The organism is Flavobacterium sp. SP2, assembly GCF_057626655.1.
This window is the reverse complement of the sequence record NZ_JBVHBT010000006.1, coordinates 105,942-122,891: the sequence shown is the minus strand read 5'-3', so window position 1 is coordinate 122,891 and position 16,950 is coordinate 105,942. Positions and strand designations below refer to the sequence as shown.

Annotated in this window: 16 protein-coding genes; 13 read left to right on the top strand and 3 right to left on the bottom strand. The window is 33.6% G+C overall.

Going from position 1 to position 16,950, the window contains the following annotated elements; genetic code table 11:
* Positions 1–32: 32 nt before the first annotated feature.
* Positions 33–515, top strand: a complete 483-nt coding sequence (locus ACZ098_RS13085; RefSeq protein WP_487312203.1) for a hypothetical protein — start codon at positions 33–35, stop codon at positions 513–515.
* Positions 516–618: 103 nt separating this feature from the next.
* Here the strand turns inward: ACZ098_RS13085 and ACZ098_RS13080 are convergent, their stop codons facing one another.
* Positions 619–1,248 carry a LuxR C-terminal-related transcriptional regulator gene (locus ACZ098_RS13080; RefSeq protein WP_487312202.1) on the bottom strand — a complete coding sequence of 210 codons (630 nt, stop codon included), beginning with the start codon at positions 1,246–1,248 and terminating at the stop codon, positions 619–621.
* 83 nt (positions 1,249–1,331) lie between these two features.
* Positions 1,332–2,138, bottom strand: a complete 807-nt coding sequence (gene nadE, locus ACZ098_RS13075) for an NAD(+) synthase (RefSeq protein ID WP_487312201.1) — start codon at positions 2,136–2,138, stop codon at positions 1,332–1,334.
* 299 nt (positions 2,139–2,437) lie between these two features.
* Between nadE and gldB the strand changes: the two genes are divergently transcribed.
* From gldB to ACZ098_RS13055, 4 genes are all read left to right on the top strand, one after another.
* Positions 2,438–3,397, top strand: a complete 960-nt coding sequence (gene gldB / locus ACZ098_RS13070) for a gliding motility lipoprotein GldB (RefSeq protein WP_487312200.1) — start codon at positions 2,438–2,440, stop codon at positions 3,395–3,397.
* Positions 3,397–3,729, top strand: a complete 333-nt coding sequence (gldC, locus tag ACZ098_RS13065) for a gliding motility protein GldC (protein ID WP_487312199.1) — start codon at positions 3,397–3,399, stop codon at positions 3,727–3,729. Before gldB ends, gldC begins: the two co-directional genes overlap by 1 nt.
* Before the next feature lie 454 nt (positions 3,730–4,183).
* Complete coding sequence (locus ACZ098_RS13060) at positions 4,184–5,275, top strand: acyloxyacyl hydrolase (protein ID WP_487312198.1); 1,092 nt, start codon at positions 4,184–4,186, stop codon at positions 5,273–5,275.
* A 2-nt stretch (positions 5,276–5,277) separates the two neighbouring features.
* Positions 5,278–6,033: a head GIN domain-containing protein gene (locus tag ACZ098_RS13055; protein WP_487312197.1), complete on the top strand. Its 756-nt coding sequence runs from the start codon at positions 5,278–5,280 to the stop codon at positions 6,031–6,033.
* Between the two features lie 163 nt (positions 6,034–6,196).
* On the opposite strand, the gene gldA is transcribed toward ACZ098_RS13055, so the two are convergent.
* Complete coding sequence (gene gldA / locus ACZ098_RS13050; protein ID WP_487312196.1) at positions 6,197–7,096, bottom strand: gliding motility-associated ABC transporter ATP-binding subunit GldA; 900 nt, start codon at positions 7,094–7,096, stop codon at positions 6,197–6,199.
* Positions 7,097–7,234: 138 nt separating this feature from the next.
* On the opposite strand from gldA, the gene ACZ098_RS13045 reads away from it, so the two are divergent.
* The 8 genes from ACZ098_RS13045 to ACZ098_RS13010 all read left to right on the top strand — a co-directional run bounded on the left by ACZ098_RS13045 (position 7,235) and on the right by ACZ098_RS13010 (position 16,950).
* Positions 7,235–8,167: a M28 family peptidase gene (locus ACZ098_RS13045; RefSeq protein WP_487312195.1), complete on the top strand. Its 933-nt coding sequence runs from the start codon at positions 7,235–7,237 to the stop codon at positions 8,165–8,167.
* A 240-nt stretch (positions 8,168–8,407) separates the two neighbouring features.
* Positions 8,408–9,244: a prephenate dehydratase gene (locus ACZ098_RS13040; RefSeq protein WP_487312194.1), complete on the top strand. Its 837-nt coding sequence runs from the start codon at positions 8,408–8,410 to the stop codon at positions 9,242–9,244.
* A gap of 90 nt (positions 9,245–9,334) precedes the next feature.
* Positions 9,335–10,486 (top strand): pyridoxal phosphate-dependent aminotransferase, encoded by a 1,152-nt coding sequence (locus ACZ098_RS13035; protein WP_487312193.1) that lies wholly within the window; start codon positions 9,335–9,337, stop codon positions 10,484–10,486.
* 63 nt (positions 10,487–10,549) lie between these two features.
* A complete protein-coding gene (locus ACZ098_RS13030; RefSeq protein ID WP_487312192.1) occupies positions 10,550–11,632 on the top strand; it encodes a chorismate mutase in 1,083 nt (360 codons plus the stop codon).
* 124 nt (positions 11,633–11,756) lie between these two features.
* Positions 11,757–13,412 carry a hypothetical protein gene (locus ACZ098_RS13025; RefSeq protein WP_487312191.1) on the top strand — a complete coding sequence of 552 codons (1,656 nt, stop codon included), beginning with the start codon at positions 11,757–11,759 and terminating at the stop codon, positions 13,410–13,412.
* Between the two features lie 90 nt (positions 13,413–13,502).
* Entirely contained in the window at positions 13,503–14,483 is a 981-nt protein-coding gene (rsgA, locus tag ACZ098_RS13020) for a ribosome small subunit-dependent GTPase A (protein WP_487312190.1), read from the top strand.
* A gap of 61 nt (positions 14,484–14,544) precedes the next feature.
* Positions 14,545–14,997 (top strand): D-aminoacyl-tRNA deacylase, encoded by a 453-nt coding sequence (gene dtd / locus ACZ098_RS13015; RefSeq protein WP_487312189.1) that lies wholly within the window; start codon positions 14,545–14,547, stop codon positions 14,995–14,997.
* 48 nt (positions 14,998–15,045) lie between these two features.
* Positions 15,046–16,950, top strand: coding sequence for a DUF3858 domain-containing protein (locus ACZ098_RS13010; RefSeq protein ID WP_487312188.1), 1,905 nt, complete (start codon positions 15,046–15,048; stop codon positions 16,948–16,950).

Here is a 16,950-nt window from a genome sequence, read left to right as displayed (position 1 = left end):
TTATATATTTATAAAATCAATCAATAGTAATTATGAGAAAAATAATAGGTATTTTTTTGCTGTTCGTGGGTACAATGTACGCTCAAAACAATATAATAAATTACAGTCAACTCAAGATTAATAATGTACTGTTAGACGCAAGTAAAAACACCATTTTAACTTCTTTAGCAATTAAAGAATTACCAATAGCATATGTTTCTGAGTTAACGAATGAAAAGTACAATAAATATGTTCATAATCGTAACGATTTCTATTTTTCAGGCGATAAATTAGTTGATTTTTCATTAAACGATTCAACTTATTACTTTATTAGTTCAAGTATAAAGATAGGTGCAAATATCACTAATTTGGCATCTGCATATCCACTTTCCTATTCGAATAGAGAGGTTAAAAATGGATTAGGGTTTGTAATCATAAATCTACAATTGAATTCTGGAGTTGCTGCAGATGAATTTATAGTCATCAATTATAATTCGGCTGATGTCATAACTTCTATACATTTATCAGAGTTTTAAACGTTGTAGAAATTATTTTATTTGAATTCAAGTAATCCATAAAAAAAATCCAAACTTATTACAGTTTGGATTTTTTTTAATCATTTAATACAAAAATATTTTATTATACGATATCTAACGTTTTGGCTTTATTTACCAAGTCAACCAAGTTGGTTACATTAAGTTTTTGAAGCAATCGCAGTTTGTAAGTTGAAATTGTTTTTTCGTTAAGTCCTAAAATTTTAGAGACTTCGTTGTTTTTTTTACCATCACACAGGTAGCGTAATACTTCAATTTCTCTGTTAGATAACTTGCGGTACAAGCGTTCGCTTTTGTTTTGTTTGGATATTAAGGCTAAATTTTTCTTGATACTGTCACTCATCATTACCAAACCTTGGTGTACTCTTATAATTGTAGTTCCGAGTGTTTCTAGTTTTGATGATTTGTGTACATATCCAGAAACTCCTGATTTTATTGCATTTGGAGCATAAATTTGCTCGTTAAGACTTGTGAAAACTAATACTTTGGTGTTTGGAAAATTTTTGATAATGGCTTTGAGTTCGTAGATACTTTTTAAACCGTCTAACTCTAAGTCTATAACTAAAACATTTATTTCCTTGTTTCTAAGTGCGTCAGGAACCATAAAAAAACTTCCAACGTTAGATACTACGCTTATTTCTGGATGGTCTTTAAAATAGGACTTTACACCAAAATGCACAACTGGATAATTATCGGCTAGACAAACGTTTATCATAATTTTAAATTTTAGTAGAAACTATTCTAAATAATTGTAAAGTTAATAAAAATTTGTAAACAATTGTTAATCAATTGTAGTATTTATCTAAAATTATTTGGAATCTCACAAACTGGTATAGCCTTCATCTTGTGTTGGTTGATGCTATTTAAGCGGGTATAAATGGCGAAAACTTCATGCTCTCTTCCAGAAAATTGTGCTGTTGTACTTCCTTTTTCACTTTCTAGCATTGCCCATTCTAGTTCGTCGTAACTCGCACCAAGTTGGTCTTCATCGCTTCGGTTGTCGCCAAATAATCCGTCTGTTGGCGCCGCTTCAAGTATGCTGTCAGGAATTTTTAAATACGTTCCAAGCGCATAAACATCACTTTTCATCAGGTCGGCAATTGGGCTTACATCAACGCCACCATCACCATATTTGGTATAAAAACCTACGCCGAAATCTTCAACTTTATTTCCGGTTCCAGCTACTAGATAACCGTGAATTCCGGCAAAATAATATAAAGTTGTCATGCGCAATCGTGCTCGTGTGTTAGCCAACGACAGGTTGTACTTGGCTTGGTCATCGTACGTTGGCATTGCACTTTTGAACGATTCGTATGTTGGTGTTAAATCGGCCTGTATTGTTGATACATTACTAAAGCGCTCCATCAATTGGTTGATGTGTTCGCGACCACGACTAACCTGATTTTCCGCTTGATGAATAGGCATTTCTACACACAACGTTGGAAAGCCAGTTTGCGCACAAAGTGTTGAGGTTACTGCCGAATCAACACCACCAGAAATTCCGATAACAAAACCAGTTACTTTTGACTGTTTGGCATACGTCTTTAACCAATCTACAATCCAATCGTTTACTTTCTCTACCGCAATTGTACTAGTTTTTTTCATAACAGTTGGTATAATTAAAAATTCGTAATGTATCTTTGCCAAAAATAATAATTTAAAATTAAATTCGTTCTAGTTTATCTAGCAATTTCAAGGTTTTAATAGTTGTTGAACTAAGGTTTGTCAAGTTTTTAGTTTTGTTTCAAGTACAGGAATAAGTGTTATTTCGAGTAATTATTTAATAAAATGCAACAAGATAATTTCAAAAACTCGCAATGCTATTGATAATACATTGGATTGATGCAAAACAAAAATGATTCAAAAAAGATAGTCTAGATTTCCGCTAAAAATAATTCAAACACATGAAGAAAATACTGTTATTGGTTTTAAGCGTTCTGATAATTTCTTGCGATAAAAAATCCAAAATCGAACGTGAAGTAGAAGAAATTCCTGTCGAAATGAAAGTAACTCGTTTTGATCAAGCATTTTTTGAAGCCCAACCAACCGATTTGCCCAAGCTTAAAACAGCATATCCTTTTTTCTTTGACGAAGGTACACCCGATGCGTATTGGATTGAAAAAATGCAAAATCCAGATTGGCGTGGTTTGTACAAAGAATCGCAAAAAAAGTTTAAAGATTTTAGTGCGCAACAAACCGAGATTGAGGCACTTTTTAAACACATAAAATATTATTTCCCGCAAGTAATAACGCCGCAAGTTTACACCCTAATAGCCAATGTTGATCCCAATAGTAAAGCCATATATGCTAATGATAAGTTGCTTATTGCATTAGAATTGTATTTGGGAAAAGATTGTCAATATTATCAGCCGTTTCCAGCTTATCAAAAAGCTAATTTTGAACCAAGACAAATGTTGCCCGACGTGGTTCAGAGTTTTGCATTTGGTGTAATTCCTCCGCCAAAAGATAACACATTCATGTCGCAGATGATTTATGCAGGTAAAGAGTTGTATCTGAAAGATATCTTGCTTCCCGACTATACTGATGCTGAAAAAATAGGATATACTGAGGATCAAATAAAATTCAGTCAAGAAAATGAACAGTACATTTGGACCCAATTTGTAAACGAAAATCTGTTGTTTAGTTCCGATTCCAAATTGGCAAATCGTTTTATTAATGTGGCGCCGTTTTCAAAATTTTACTTAGAAATAGACAACGAAACACCAGGTAGAATAGGTCAGTGGATTGGTTGGCAAATTGTACGATCGTTTATGGAAAATAATCCAGAAGTGGCAATCAAGGATTTACTAAAAATGGATGCCAAAGAATTATTTGAAAAATCAAAATACAAACCCAAAAAATAATGAGCACAATTACATCAGAAATAAAATTTCTAGTAGAACTAGACGAAAATAGAGTTCCCGAAAAATTAACTTGGACAGCGCAAGATGGCGGAGTTCAGTTGGAAGAAGCAAAAGCTATGTTGCTTTCTATTTGGGATGGCAAAGCGCAAGAAACATTGCGAATTGATTTATGGACAAAAGAAATGCCAGTAGATGAAATGAAAATCTTTTTTCATCAAACATTGGTGGCAATGGCCGATACTTTTCAGCGTGCTACTCAAGACGAGAAAATGGCCGATACCATGCGCGATTTTTGCGATTATTTTGCCGAAAAATTAGAATTGAAAAAATAAGTTTAAAATAAAAGCAGCCTAAAGGGTTGCTTTTTAATTTTTATATAATATACTAATCAACACTATTCCTAGTATTGCTGTACTTTTAAATAGTACCGTTTGACGAAAAGTGCAATCGTTTTTAAAGGATTCAAAAAAAGTGTTTTTGTTTTTAACTTTTGTAAAAATTGTTATAGCCAAAAAAAAGATAGCAAAAACGCCCAATGCTAGATAGCGAATTGTAGTCAAGCTCATTGTAATGCTTAAGTTCTTAGCTAATGGAAATGAGATGTTAAACAGAATTATCAAGATAATGTAGGCAAAATCTTTATGCCACTCTTTTTTAAATTCAATCATAATTGTAAAAGTAAGTGCTCAAATGTAATGTTAATTTATTTTACGAGTCTTTTTTTATACATTTTAAATGAATTGCTGTTGACTATATTCTGTTATATTTGCGGTCATATATTTCCAAATGAAAAGAAGTTTTTGTCTATTGGTGTTGCTATGTTTTTCAGTTTTTGGTCAAACTCCGGAAACCCATTTTGATGTTGAAGCCAATTTTTTAAGAGGAAATGTTTTAGCCCATACCGACAAACTGAATCATCTCATAACAGGCCATCCCGAAGGAATAATGGTTAGTTTTTCTAAAAAAACGACTGGTGAAAACGACTGGGAAAAATTATATAATTATCCTGATTATGGCGTCTATTTTTTACACCAAGATTTTAAAAATCAAATTTTAGGAAAGAACTACGCAGTCGGTTTACATTACAATTTTTATTTTTTACACCGAAACCTTCAGTTTAAAATTGCAACCGGAATTGCAGCAACAACCAATCCATACGACAAAGAAACAAATAGTAAAAATAACGCATTTGGTTCCAAATTCATGTCTAATATCAATATGGGTTTGGCCTATAAAAAAACAAACCTTCTTGGGAATTTTGGATTAGAAACGGGTTTACTTTTCACTCATTATTCCAATGGTCGTACAAAATCTCCAAACAGCGGTATAAATACCTACAACATCAGTCTTGGTATTAATTACAGTATTGAAGATGCTCCAATTAAGCAACTTGATACTACCAAAAGCGTTGTCAAATTCACCGAACCACTTCGGTACACTATTGTATTTCGTGGCGGTGTAAATGAAAGTTCAGTAGTTAATAGTGGGCAACATCCATTTTATCATATTGGATTTTTTGTCGACAAACGTATTTCTAGAAAAAGTGCTTTGCAACTAGGAACCGAATTGTTTTTGTCGCAGTACAATAAAGATTTTATCAAATACCAATCGGTTGCTTATCCTAATGAAAACCTAGATCCAAATACCGATTATAAACGAGCTGGACTATTTATAGGTCATGAGTTGTTTATCAACAAGCTGTCGTTCGAAGCTCAAGTAGGATATTACATATATCAACCGTACAAGTTTGACATCCCTATATACGACCGATTGGGATTGAAGTACTACATCAATAAAAAAGTATTTACTGGAGTTTCTTTAAAAACCCATTTGTTTTTAGCAGAAGCCCTGGAATTTGTAATAGGCATAAGATTATAATTATGAAGTCAAATAAAACACTACTGCTTTTGGTTCTCCTTTTTATGATAGTTGGATGCGAAAAACCATCCGATTGCATTACCGCTTCAGGAACTACTATAACTCAAGAAGTGGCCGTTACACCTTTTAATGTTGTAAAAGTTAATGCTGGAATAGAATTGATTATTACCGAAGGCGAAACGTACAGTGTTACGGTAGAAACTGGAGACAACTTAATGCCCGATATTGAAGTAAAACAATCAGATTCAATACTGTCGATAAAAGACAATACCACCTGCAACTGGGTGCGAAAATACGGTCAAACCAAAGTTTTCATCACCGCACCTAACCTTATCGAAATTTATTCTAAAACCGAAAAAGATATTTCCTCTAACGGAGTTTTAACCTATCCAATATTGCGTTTGTATGCTTTGGACTCTGATGCTGACGGTATTCCAGGCGCAGGAACCAACGATTTTCATCTCCAAATTAACAACATGCAATTGGTAATCGAGACCAACAACATAGCACGTTTTTATATTTCTGGACAAACCAACGAAGCCTTGCTGAATTGCTACGAAGGCGATTCGCGCATAGAAGCAGGAAATTTAACAGCTCAAAACATCAAGATTTTTCATCGCGGTTCCAATGATATGATTGTTAGGCCAATTCAAAGTATTACCGGAAAAATGGTAAGTACTGGCAATGTAATACTCAAAAATAATCCGCCAATTGTCAACGTTCAAGAGTTGTACCAAGGTCGTGTTATTTATAATTAGAAGCTATTCCTGCTATCCGTTCAAGTTGGCTGGTAAAATTCTATTTTTCTACGAGCCAAAATGTGCTTCCGTTGGTCGCAATTTTCGCTCAAGAAAAAGTATAATTTTCCTGCGCCAAGCTTTTCACTACTATCAGTGCTAAGCCAACACAAGAAGTAATTGCTTATTTTTTAGTCATTTCTCTAAAAACGGCTTCAAGATTTTTATTCTTTTGATTCAATTGAAGTGTTTTCAAGCCATTGTCATGAGCAAAATCAAATACTGCAGGACGCATGTCTTTGTCGCTTTCAAAAGTCAATTCCCAAGTCATGTCGTGTGTATTTTTCCAAGATTTTAAATGCGGAATTCGTTTTATCGCTTCTTCCTCAATTTTATAGTCAAATTCCACTTCAATAACTTGTTCTTTAGTTTCCGAAAATATTTTATCCAATTTCTTGTCGGTCACAATTTTGCCTTCGTTTATAATAATCACGCGGTCGCAAATAGCCTCAACTTCTTGCATAATGTGTGTAGATAAAAAAACCGTTTTATCAACGCCAATATTCCGAATCAAATCACGAATTTCTACCAACTGATTCGGATCTAAACCTGTAGTAGGTTCGTCCAAAATTAAAACATCTGGATTGTGTAACAAAGCCGACGCCAAGCCAACTCGCTGGCGATAGCCTTTAGAAAGCTGACTAATTTTTTTATGACTTTCTGGCGATAATCCAGTAAGTTGAATTACTTCTTCAATTCTAGATTTAGCAACTTTATATACATCGGCATTAAAAGCCAAATATTCTCGAACATACAAATCCAAATACAACGGATTGTGCTCAGCTAAATAACCCACCGAAAGTTGTACCGCTTTTTGATTCTCACCTACATCATGTCCATTTACAATCGCAGCTCCAGAATCAGAAGTTATATAGGTTGTTAAAATTTTCATCAATGTTGATTTTCCTGCGCCATTCGGACCAAGAAAACCTACAATTTCACCTTTTTGAACAGAAAATGAAACATTGTCCAACGCCTTTTGAGCGCCATAATTTTTTGAAATATTTTTAACTTCTATCGACATAACTTTGTATTTGTAGCAAATGTAAACAGAAATTTCATTGCTTTAGTATTTTTCTGTTCCGATTAACTTTCTTTTTTATTCAAAATTAGATTTCTATATTTACCACTATTATCCTTCAATTCAACAAATTTTTAAAAAATGAAAAAGTATCACATTGTAGTTTTGTTTTTGACGTTTCTTACGCAAGCACAGAAAAAAGTCGCCATTCAAAGCGAGGAAGTAATTCGAATTGAAACCGAATTGGCTTCAGATAAAATGCAAGGAAGAGCCTTGTTTTCACCTGGTATAGACTTAGCTTCGGCATTTATCGAAAAAGAATTTGCTAAAGTTGGATTGGCTTTTTACGGCGATTTAAAAAATTACCGACAAGAGTTTACAGTCAAAAATAAAGCAGCCAACAATGTAATTGGTATTTTACCAGGAAAATCTAAAGCCAACGAATACGTTATTTTTTCAGCACATTACGATCATTTAGGAATGGTAGAATCTGGAGCCGACAAAGTGTACAATGGTGCTAACGATGATGCATCGGGAGTTACCGCAGTGATTACGCTAGCCAATTATTTCAAACAATTAGATGCTAACGAACGAACTCTAATTTTTGTAGCTTTTACAGGTGAAGAAGTCGGCGGATTTGGATCAGGATTTTTCTCTAAAAGCATCGATCCAGACAGTGTTATTGCCATGTTCAACATTGAAATGATTGGTACTGAAAGCAAATGGGGCAAAAACTCTTGTTACATTACAGGATTCGAAAAATCTGATTTTGGTCTTATTTTGCAAAGAAATTTAAAAGGTTCTACGTTCAATTTTTACGAAGATCCTTATCCGGCAGAACAACTTTTTTATAGATCAGACAACGCGCGTTTGGCAGCATTAGGCGTTCCTGCACATACTATTTCAACTTCCAAAATGGATTCAGAAGCCAATTATCATAAACTTTCTGATGAGGTTGCAACGCTAGACTTAGAAAATATGACGCAAGTAATCAAGTCGATCGCAATTAGTTCAGAAAGTATCATCAAAGGTGTAGATACACCAACACGAGTAAAAAAGTTACGAGGAAACTAAGAAATACGAAAACGTTAGCGTAAATATTTTTACTTAATTTTATAATTGTTACATTATATTTTCTAAATTAGCCGAATACAAAAACACAAAATGGTTCACACTGCAACTTATTATAACAATTCATTTTATTTTTTCTGGAAACAGAAAGGGATTGTCATATAGTTGTTTGTCAGAAATTAAATTCACTAACTAAAAGATACAATCCCGATGCAAATCGGGATTTTTTTTTTGATATAAATTATGGATACCGAAAATATAAAAATAGCCATTCAAGGAATCAAAGGCTCGTTTCACCATCAAGTAGCGCAGGAATATTTTGAGCGTGAAAACGATTTGGACGAATGCATGTCGTTTGACGAATTGGTAAAATCGCTGGTAGAAAATAAATCCGATAAAGGCGTTATGGCTTTGGAGAATTCAATTGCGGGTTCAATAATTCCGAATTATGCATTGATTGACCGAAATAATCTTCACATAATAGGCGAACATTATCTAGATATTCACATGAACTTGATGGTTTTAAAAGGTCAGAAAATTGAGGATATTACCGAAGTGCATTCGCATCCAATTGCTTTATTGCAATGTGCCGTTTTTTTTAGCAACTATCCGCACATTAAATTGGTAGAAAGTGGCGATACTGCCGAAACCGCTCGCAGAATTCAAGAACAACAACTTCTAGGAATTGGTGCTGTTGCGGCTCCTATTGCGGCAAAGTTATACGATTTGGAAATTCTTGCCGCCGGAATTCATACGGTGCAAAGTAATAAAACCCGATTTGTTGTAGTAAAAACCCAAAATAAAGAGTTGCCGAAGGAACAGATAAACAAAGCTTCAGTAAAATTTGAATTGGACGATACTGCTGGAAGTTTAGCTACAGTTTTGAATGTGATGAACAATTGCAAATTAAACCTAACCAAAATCCAGTCGATGCCAATCATAGAAACACCTTTTCAATATTCTTTTTTTGTAGATGTAATTTTTGAAAAATACAAACATTACGAAAAAGCTAAAAAGATTTTAGAATTAATGACAACGCATTTTAAAGTCCTTGGCGAATACAAAAACGGAAGACAATAACAAAAAACAATTGCAATAACAAAAATCAATAAATACGAAGTATTCTAAAATTGAAATTTGTAATTGAAATTGACATTGAATTTTATGATAATGATACAAACAGCAAACCGATTACATTCAGTAGAGGAATACTATTTTTCTAGAAAGCTCCGTGAAGTACGCCAGTTAATTTCGGAAGGAAAACCTATAATCAATATGGGAATTGGAAGTCCCGATTTGGCTCCAGACGCATCGGTACTTGAAGCCATTCAGAAAGCATTATTTGACGAAAAAGCCCACGAGTATCAAAGTTATCAAGGTTTGCCCGAACTTAGAAAAGGAATGGCCGATTTTTATCAAAACCAATTTGGTGTTGCTTTGGATTTTAATTCAGAAGTGCTTCCGTTAATGGGTTCAAAAGAAGGCATAATGCACATTTCGCTTGCTTTTTTAAACGAAGGTGATGAAGTTTTAATTCCAAATCCAGGTTATCCTACCTATGCTTCGGTAACCGAATTGGTTCAGGCAAAAGCGGTTTATTACAATTTGACTGCTGCTACCAATTGGTTTCCCGATTTTGATGCATTAGAAAATACCGATTTGTCAAAGGTGAAATTAATGTGGGTTTCCTATCCGCACATGCCAACTGGAGCCAACGGAAATTTGGAAGTATTTGAAAAACTGATTGCATTTGGGAAAAAGCATCAAATTTTGATTGTAAATGATAATCCGTACAGTTTTGTTTTAAACGACAATCCGATTTCAATTTTGCAAGTTGATGGCGCAAAAGACATTGCTTTAGAATTAAATTCGTTGTCTAAAACCTTCAATATGGCAGGTTGGCGCGTTGGAATGGTTTTAGGAAATGCTACGTTGATTGATGCCATTTTAAAAGTAAAAAGCAATATGGATAGCGGTATGTTTTACGGCATTCAGAAAGGTGCAATTGAAGCATTAAAGTTAGGAAAAGAATGGTTTGAAAGTCAAAATGAAATTTATAACAAACGCAGAAATTTAATTTTCAAGTTAGCAGAAAAACTCAATTGCACTTTCGATAAAAATAGCGTCGGATTATTTGTCTGGGCGAAACTTCCGGCGGACATCTCATCTGCGGAAGCATTTATTGATCAATTACTAATAGAGCAACATCTATTTTTAACACCAGGAACAATTTTTGGCAGCAATGGTGAAGGTTACATTCGGTTTTCACTTTGTGTTACCGAAGAAAAAATTCAAGAAGCGATTGCCAGATTTACAAATTAAAAATTACAAATTAAGAAAATAGAATTCTTTAAAAAACAATAACTTTACACAAGATATAACGCTATGGAAATTACAAGTGAAAATAAAAAATGGTTGGATGATTTCAAATTAAGTCATCCGTTGGTAATTGCCGGACCTTGCAGTGCAGAAACCGAAGAACAGGTTTTGAAAATTGCACATGAACTGAAAGATTCTGACGTGTCGATTTTTCGCGCCGGAATTTGGAAACCAAGAACACGACCGGGAGGATTTGAAGGTGTTGGCGCCATTGGACTAAAATGGTTACAAAAAGCCAAAACCGAAACTGGATTATTAATGGCGACCGAAGTTGCCAACGCAGCACACGTAAAACTGGCTTTGGAACATGATATTGATGTTTTATGGATTGGCGCTAGAACAACGGTAAACCCATTTGCAGTTCAGGAAATTGCCGATGCTTTGGCTGGAACAGATAAAATTGTATTAGTAAAAAATCCTGTAAATCCAGATTTGGCTTTATGGATTGGCGGTGTTGAACGATTGTATAATGCTGGAATAAAAAAACTTGGTGTAATTCATAGAGGATTTTCAACCTACGAAAAAACGAAATACAGAAACATCCCCGAATGGCAAATTGCCATTGAATTGCAAAGTCGTTTTCCTGATTTACCTTTAATTATCGATCCGTCACACATTACTGGTCGTCGCGATATGATTCAGGAAGTGTCTCAGCAGGCATTGGATTTGAATTACGATGGGCTAATTATAGAAACCCATACCGATCCTGATAATGCATGGAGCGATGCGGCACAGCAAGTTACGCCAACGGTTTTGAAACAAATTTTTGAAGATTTAAAAGTTAAAAAACGTACTACTGAAGAAGACGATTACAATACCGAAATGATTAAACTTCGTGCCAATATTGATATCGCAGATAGTAAATTATTAGAGATTTTAGGCAACAGAATGAAAGTAGCCGAGCAAATAGGCGCTTTAAAGAAAGCCAAAAATGTAGCGGTTTTACAAAACAAGCGTTGGAATGAAATTCTGGGAAAGATGATCTTGGACGGCGAAGAGAAAGGACTGAGCGAAGAATTTATACTTAGAATTTTCAAAGCAATTCACCAAGAAAGTATCAGTCATCAGGAAAAAGTTATAAACGGATAGCTAATTGCTTTACAACTAAATGTATCAAAATAAATTTTTAAAAATAAAAATTAAAACCTACAATTCTTTTGTAGGTTTTTTTGTATTATTACCAAGTTTTAAAACCCAACCTAATTTATTTTAAATGAAAAAATTAATCCTAAATTTTGCCTTTTTTATTTTATGCGCTTCTTCGATGAACGCTCAAAATAAAATTGACAAGATTGACGTCTCTTATGGCGAAGAAATTACCGATGACAAAGGTAAAATTGTCAAAATTATTGGTGAAGCCAATAACAAAATTTACACATTAGTATTAAAAGGAAAAGATAATTATTTTTTAAAAATTTTCGATTCTAAAGCGATGAAACAAGTTTCGCTAAACCCAATTGTTTTTCCTGAAATCAAAGACAAAGAACTAGAATTTGAAGAAATTGTTTTACTTGGCGACAAGCTTTATGCAATTGGAAGCGTGTATTACAGAAAAGATAAAACGTTTACCTTGGTTGGAATTCCAATTAGCGAATCGGGAGTTTTGAGTTCAAATTTTACAACACTTTTCGAATCGGTAGTTGCTAATAAATCGGACAGAGGTGGTTTTTATTTGAAAAATTCTCCAGACAACCGAATGCTATTAGTTATGCATACGGCCTTATTCGAAAAAGAAGATGCGATGAAGTATGAAATCAAGTTCTTTGATGAAATGCTTAAAATGGCTTTCGAAACCGAAGATAAGGTAACGTATGATGATAATAAAAAGGATTATCAATTTACCATTTCAGATTTTGATTTGAATAATAATGACGATATTTTCTTGGTTGTAAACGAAGGTTACCGCGATAAAAAGAAAAAAGAAAAAGTTGAAAAAATTGAGTTGCATTTGTTTAAAAAAGACAACAACTATAAAAAAGAAGTAGTAAAAGTAGATGTAATTGATAAAGAAATTATCAATTGTAAAATGCTTGCTACTAGCAAAAACACATTGCAATTGACCGGTTTTTACTCTAGCGTTCGCGAGAATGGAAAAGCCAACAAAGAATTGAAAGGTATTTATAACATAACTATCAAATTGTCTAACAACAATATTGAGAATGTAAAATTCAATGAATTTGATTATGAAACCAAAGTCAAATTATTAGGTGAACGACGCGCTAAAAAAGGTAAAGATGTAAAGCCATTGTATAACATTCACACCATTATTGAAAAAAATGATGGCGGATTAATTGTGCTTTCAGAATATCAAATGATTTATGTTGGACAAAAACAAGGTATTGGTCCGCTTGGATTACAACCAATTACCTATACTATGAACGAGGTTATCGTTACTTGTTTAAGTCCGGATGGTTCGTTGGAATGGAGTAATGTTGTAGCTAAAGAACAAAGTGCGACAATAACAGTTGCTTCTTTTAACTTTTTTGCTGGAAGCTCTAGCGGAAGTTTTAGTGTAGCTCTTGGATTGTCAATTCCTTTAGGAGTTATGGGTAAAGGTCCAGAATACTTAAGTATTATTCCAATTTACAGAAACGGTCAGTTGAATATTCTTTTTAATGATAATCCAAAGAATAAAGGTATTACCGATATCGAGGAAATCAAATCATTAGGAAATTATAACAATGCTGTACCAACCTTATTTGTATTTGACGATAAAGGAAAAATTACTAGAAAAGATCCAGAAGAAGTAATAAAAAACGAGTTGGTTTTAAGACCGGGTGTTTTTAATCGTAAATCAGAAATCGAATATTTAATCTATGCTTCGAGAAAGTCTAAAGATAAAATAGGAAGAATGATATTAAGAGATTAATTTCTTACAAAGGCTGTTTATTAGTTTAAACAGCCTTTTTTTTGTTTGTTAAAATCTAAAATCTAAAATCTAAAATCGTAAATTTGCTACATGACAGGAATCGTTTATAAATCTACAGGAAGTTGGTATACCGTAAAATCCGAAGCAGGAGACTTTATGGAATGTCGCATCAAAGGAAAATTCCGTATGAAAGGAATTAAAAGTACCAATCCAATTGCAGTTGGTGACGTTGTAGATTATGAATTAGATGAATCGTCAGATACAGTGACTGGTGTAATTCATAATATTCATGATCGTAAAAATTATATAGTTCGAAAATCGGTGAATTTATCGCATCAAATGCACATCATAGCATCCAATCTTGATTATGTTTTTTTATTGATAACCGTTCACAATCCGCCTACAACCTTTAATTTTATAGATCGATTTTTAGTTACAGCCGAAGCTTATGGTATCGAAACCATTTTGGTCTTTAATAAAATTGATACCTTAGATGATGTTACTTTAGACGAACAACTGTACATGCAACACGTGTATCAAGAAATTGGTTACAAGTGCCTGAGAGTTTCCTCTACTGAAGGAAAAGGAATAGACGAGTTAAAAAAATTGATGATTGGCAAAACCACTATGTTTTCTGGCCATTCGGGCGTTGGGAAATCTACATTAGTCAACGCAATGGAACCAACTTTGCATCTAAAAACCAAAACTATATCAGAGCAAAGTATGCAAGGACAGCACACTACAACATTTGCGGAAATGTACGACTTGAGTTTTGGAGCAAAAATTATTGATACACCAGGAATCAAAGGTTTCGGAATTGTTGATATGGAAAAAGAAGAAATAAGCGGTTATTTTCCAGAGTTTTTCAAATTGAAAGACCAATGTAAATTCAATAATTGTTTGCACAAAGAAGAACCAAAATGTGCTATTAAAGAAGCATTAGAAAAAGATAAAATTTCATGGACGCGCTATAATAGTTATCTAAAAATTCTCGAAGGCGACGATGATAATTACCGAACCGATATTTACAATGATGATCGAATTGCAAGTGATGAAACTAGAAATAAATAATTGTGAATTAAGAATTAGAAATTAAGAATTAAGAATTAAGAACTCACAATTCACCACTATCATGAAAGCAGTAATCCAAAGAGTTGTATCATCATCTGTAACCATCGATTCTAAAATTGTGGCCGAAATTCAACACGGACTGTTAGTTTTAATAGGTATTGAAGATACTGATAATCAAGAAGACATCAATTGGCTTACTTCTAAAATAGCAAATCTTCGCATTTTTGGTGATGCAAACGGCGTTATGAATTTATCTGTAAAAGATTGCGACGGCGATATGATAATCGTGAGTCAATTTACGTTGCATGCATTAACTAAAAAAGGAAATCGTCCAAGCTATATCAAAGCATCAAAACCTGAAATTGCCATTCCGCTTTACGAGAATTTTGTGGCACAAATGGAACTTGAAATGGGAAAAAAAGTGCAAACTGGACAATTTGGAGCCGACATGAAAGTAGCATTGGTAAACGATGGACCGGTTACTATAATAATTGACACAAAAAATAAAGAGTAAAGTACACTATTTATAGAAAAATTCTTATTTTTGGTAAAACCAACCAACATGAAGTCTCTCTTTTTCTTGTTCACATTGCTGTGCTTTAGTTTTTCGTCTCAGGCTCAAAACAGCAATTACGCAGCACTTGCTATACCTGCAAATCTTCAAGACAATGCCAACAGTATCATCAGGAATCAAATTGTGGATGTGACGATTGTATCGCAAAAAGAAATGGTGGTTAAAACCTCAAAAGTAATCACGGTTTTAAATTCTAAGGGTATTAATAATATTGATGCGAAACAATATTACAGCAATTCAGAAAAAATCCTTTCGATTCAAGCCACGATTTATAATGCTTTTGGTAAAGAAATTAAGAAAATCAAGAAAAGTGATTTTAAAGATCAAAGTGTGGCCGATGGTTTTTCGATGCTTACCGACGGACGATACCTCTTTTTAGAATATACGCCAAGTGCCTATCCGTTTACTGTAGCTTTTGAAAGTGAAGTAAAAACTCAAAATACGGCTTTTATTCCTAGTTGGAATATTGTTGATGATTATTTCGAAAGTGTTCAGAAATCAGAAATTACAGTTCATTATCCACCAGGTTTAGGATTTAAATACAAGGAAATTAATTTTGATGAAAAAGCGATAACTAAAACAGAACAAGCCAATATTATTTCTTTTATTGCAGAAAATATTGCAGCCGAAAAGCCCGAAGATTATGCACCATCGCCAGATAAAATCTTACCATCGGTAAAATTTGGATTGGAAAAGTTTTATCTTGAAGGTGTTGAAGGCACAGCCAAAACTTGGGAAGATTATGGTGCTTGGACTTACAATTCGTTGTTAAAAGATACGGAAGAACTTCCGATAGAATCTCAAAATAAAATCAAAGAACTTGTAGGAAACGAAACCAATCCGATAGAAAAAGCTAAAATTGTATACAAATATGTACAAGATAAAACGCGTTATGTTAGCATTCAATTGGGAATAGGAGGTTGGAAGCCCATGCTAGCCAAAGATGTAGATCGCCTAGGTTATGGCGATTGTAAAGCATTGACAAACTATACACGCGTATTGCTTCAAACTGTTGGAGTACCATCCTATTACACCGAAATTTATGGCGCAAGTGGCGTTAAAGATTTTCAAAAAGATTTTGTTGCCATGCAAGGGAATCACGTTATCTTGGCGATTCCAAATAACGATAAGCTCATTTTTTTAGAATGTACGAGTCAGACTTTACCCTTTGGTTTTCAAGGTGATTTTACAGATAATCGATATGCTTTATTGATAAAACCCGAGAAAGGAGAAATAGTTAAAACTAACGATTATTCAGAAAAAATCAGCTCGCAAATTACTAAAGGGAATTATACTTTTGATGCTGAAGGTTCGGTAATTGGAACTGCAAAAATTAAGTCCAGAGGTATTCAGTATGACAATGTGTACCTATTCGAAAGAAAATCCAAACAAGATGTTGATGAATATTATAAATCACATTTTTATTGGATTAACAATTTGAAATTAGATAAAATAAAGTTCAATAATAATAAGGATGAGGTTGAGTTTACAGAAGATTTGCAAATTAGCGCTGTAGGTTATGGTAAAAATAACGGTGGGATAATGATGTTGCCTATTAACTTATTTAATCAAAGTATCAACATTCCGCAACGCTACCGAACTAGAAAAAATCAGTTAGAAATTCCAAGAGGTTTTTATGACGAGGATGAAATAGAAGTGCTAATTCCTGATGGTTTAAAATTGGATGCTAAACCTGAAAATGCTGAAGTTAAGGATAAGTTTGGAACTTATAAAATGGAGATTGTAACCCTTGCACCAAACAAACTTTTATACAAACGCTCCTTGCTCTTAAACAAAGGATTGTATGATAAGTTGGAATATGAAAATTATAGAAAATTTAGAGAGCAAATCGCTAAAATTGACAATTCGAAAATTGTTTTAACCAAAATATAA

Bases quoted from the DNA above. Each gene is read 5' to 3' on its own strand.
- ACZ098_RS13085 (WP_487312203.1), top strand. From the start codon at position 33: ATGAGAAAAATAATAGGTATTTTTTTGCTGTTCGTGGGTACAATGTAC.
- ACZ098_RS13080 (WP_487312202.1), bottom strand. From the start codon at position 1,248: ATGATAAACGTTTGTCTAGCCGATAATTATCCAGTTGTGCATTTTGGT.
- nadE (WP_487312201.1), bottom strand. From the start codon at position 2,138: ATGAAAAAAACTAGTACAATTGCGGTAGAGAAAGTAAACGATTGGATT.
- gldB (WP_487312200.1), top strand. From the start codon at position 2,438: ATGAAGAAAATACTGTTATTGGTTTTAAGCGTTCTGATAATTTCTTGC.
- gldC (WP_487312199.1), top strand. From the start codon at position 3,397: ATGAGCACAATTACATCAGAAATAAAATTTCTAGTAGAACTAGACGAA.
- ACZ098_RS13060 (WP_487312198.1), top strand. From the start codon at position 4,184: ATGAAAAGAAGTTTTTGTCTATTGGTGTTGCTATGTTTTTCAGTTTTT.
- ACZ098_RS13055 (WP_487312197.1), top strand. From the start codon at position 5,278: ATGAAGTCAAATAAAACACTACTGCTTTTGGTTCTCCTTTTTATGATA.
- gldA (WP_487312196.1), bottom strand. From the start codon at position 7,096: ATGTCGATAGAAGTTAAAAATATTTCAAAAAATTATGGCGCTCAAAAG.
- ACZ098_RS13045 (WP_487312195.1), top strand. From the start codon at position 7,235: ATGAAAAAGTATCACATTGTAGTTTTGTTTTTGACGTTTCTTACGCAA.
- ACZ098_RS13040 (WP_487312194.1), top strand. From the start codon at position 8,408: ATGGATACCGAAAATATAAAAATAGCCATTCAAGGAATCAAAGGCTCG.
- ACZ098_RS13035 (WP_487312193.1), top strand. From the start codon at position 9,335: ATGATACAAACAGCAAACCGATTACATTCAGTAGAGGAATACTATTTT.
- ACZ098_RS13030 (WP_487312192.1), top strand. From the start codon at position 10,550: ATGGAAATTACAAGTGAAAATAAAAAATGGTTGGATGATTTCAAATTA.
- ACZ098_RS13025 (WP_487312191.1), top strand. From the start codon at position 11,757: ATGAAAAAATTAATCCTAAATTTTGCCTTTTTTATTTTATGCGCTTCT.
- rsgA (WP_487312190.1), top strand. From the start codon at position 13,503: ATGACAGGAATCGTTTATAAATCTACAGGAAGTTGGTATACCGTAAAA.
- dtd (WP_487312189.1), top strand. From the start codon at position 14,545: ATGAAAGCAGTAATCCAAAGAGTTGTATCATCATCTGTAACCATCGAT.
- ACZ098_RS13010 (WP_487312188.1), top strand. From the start codon at position 15,046: ATGAAGTCTCTCTTTTTCTTGTTCACATTGCTGTGCTTTAGTTTTTCG.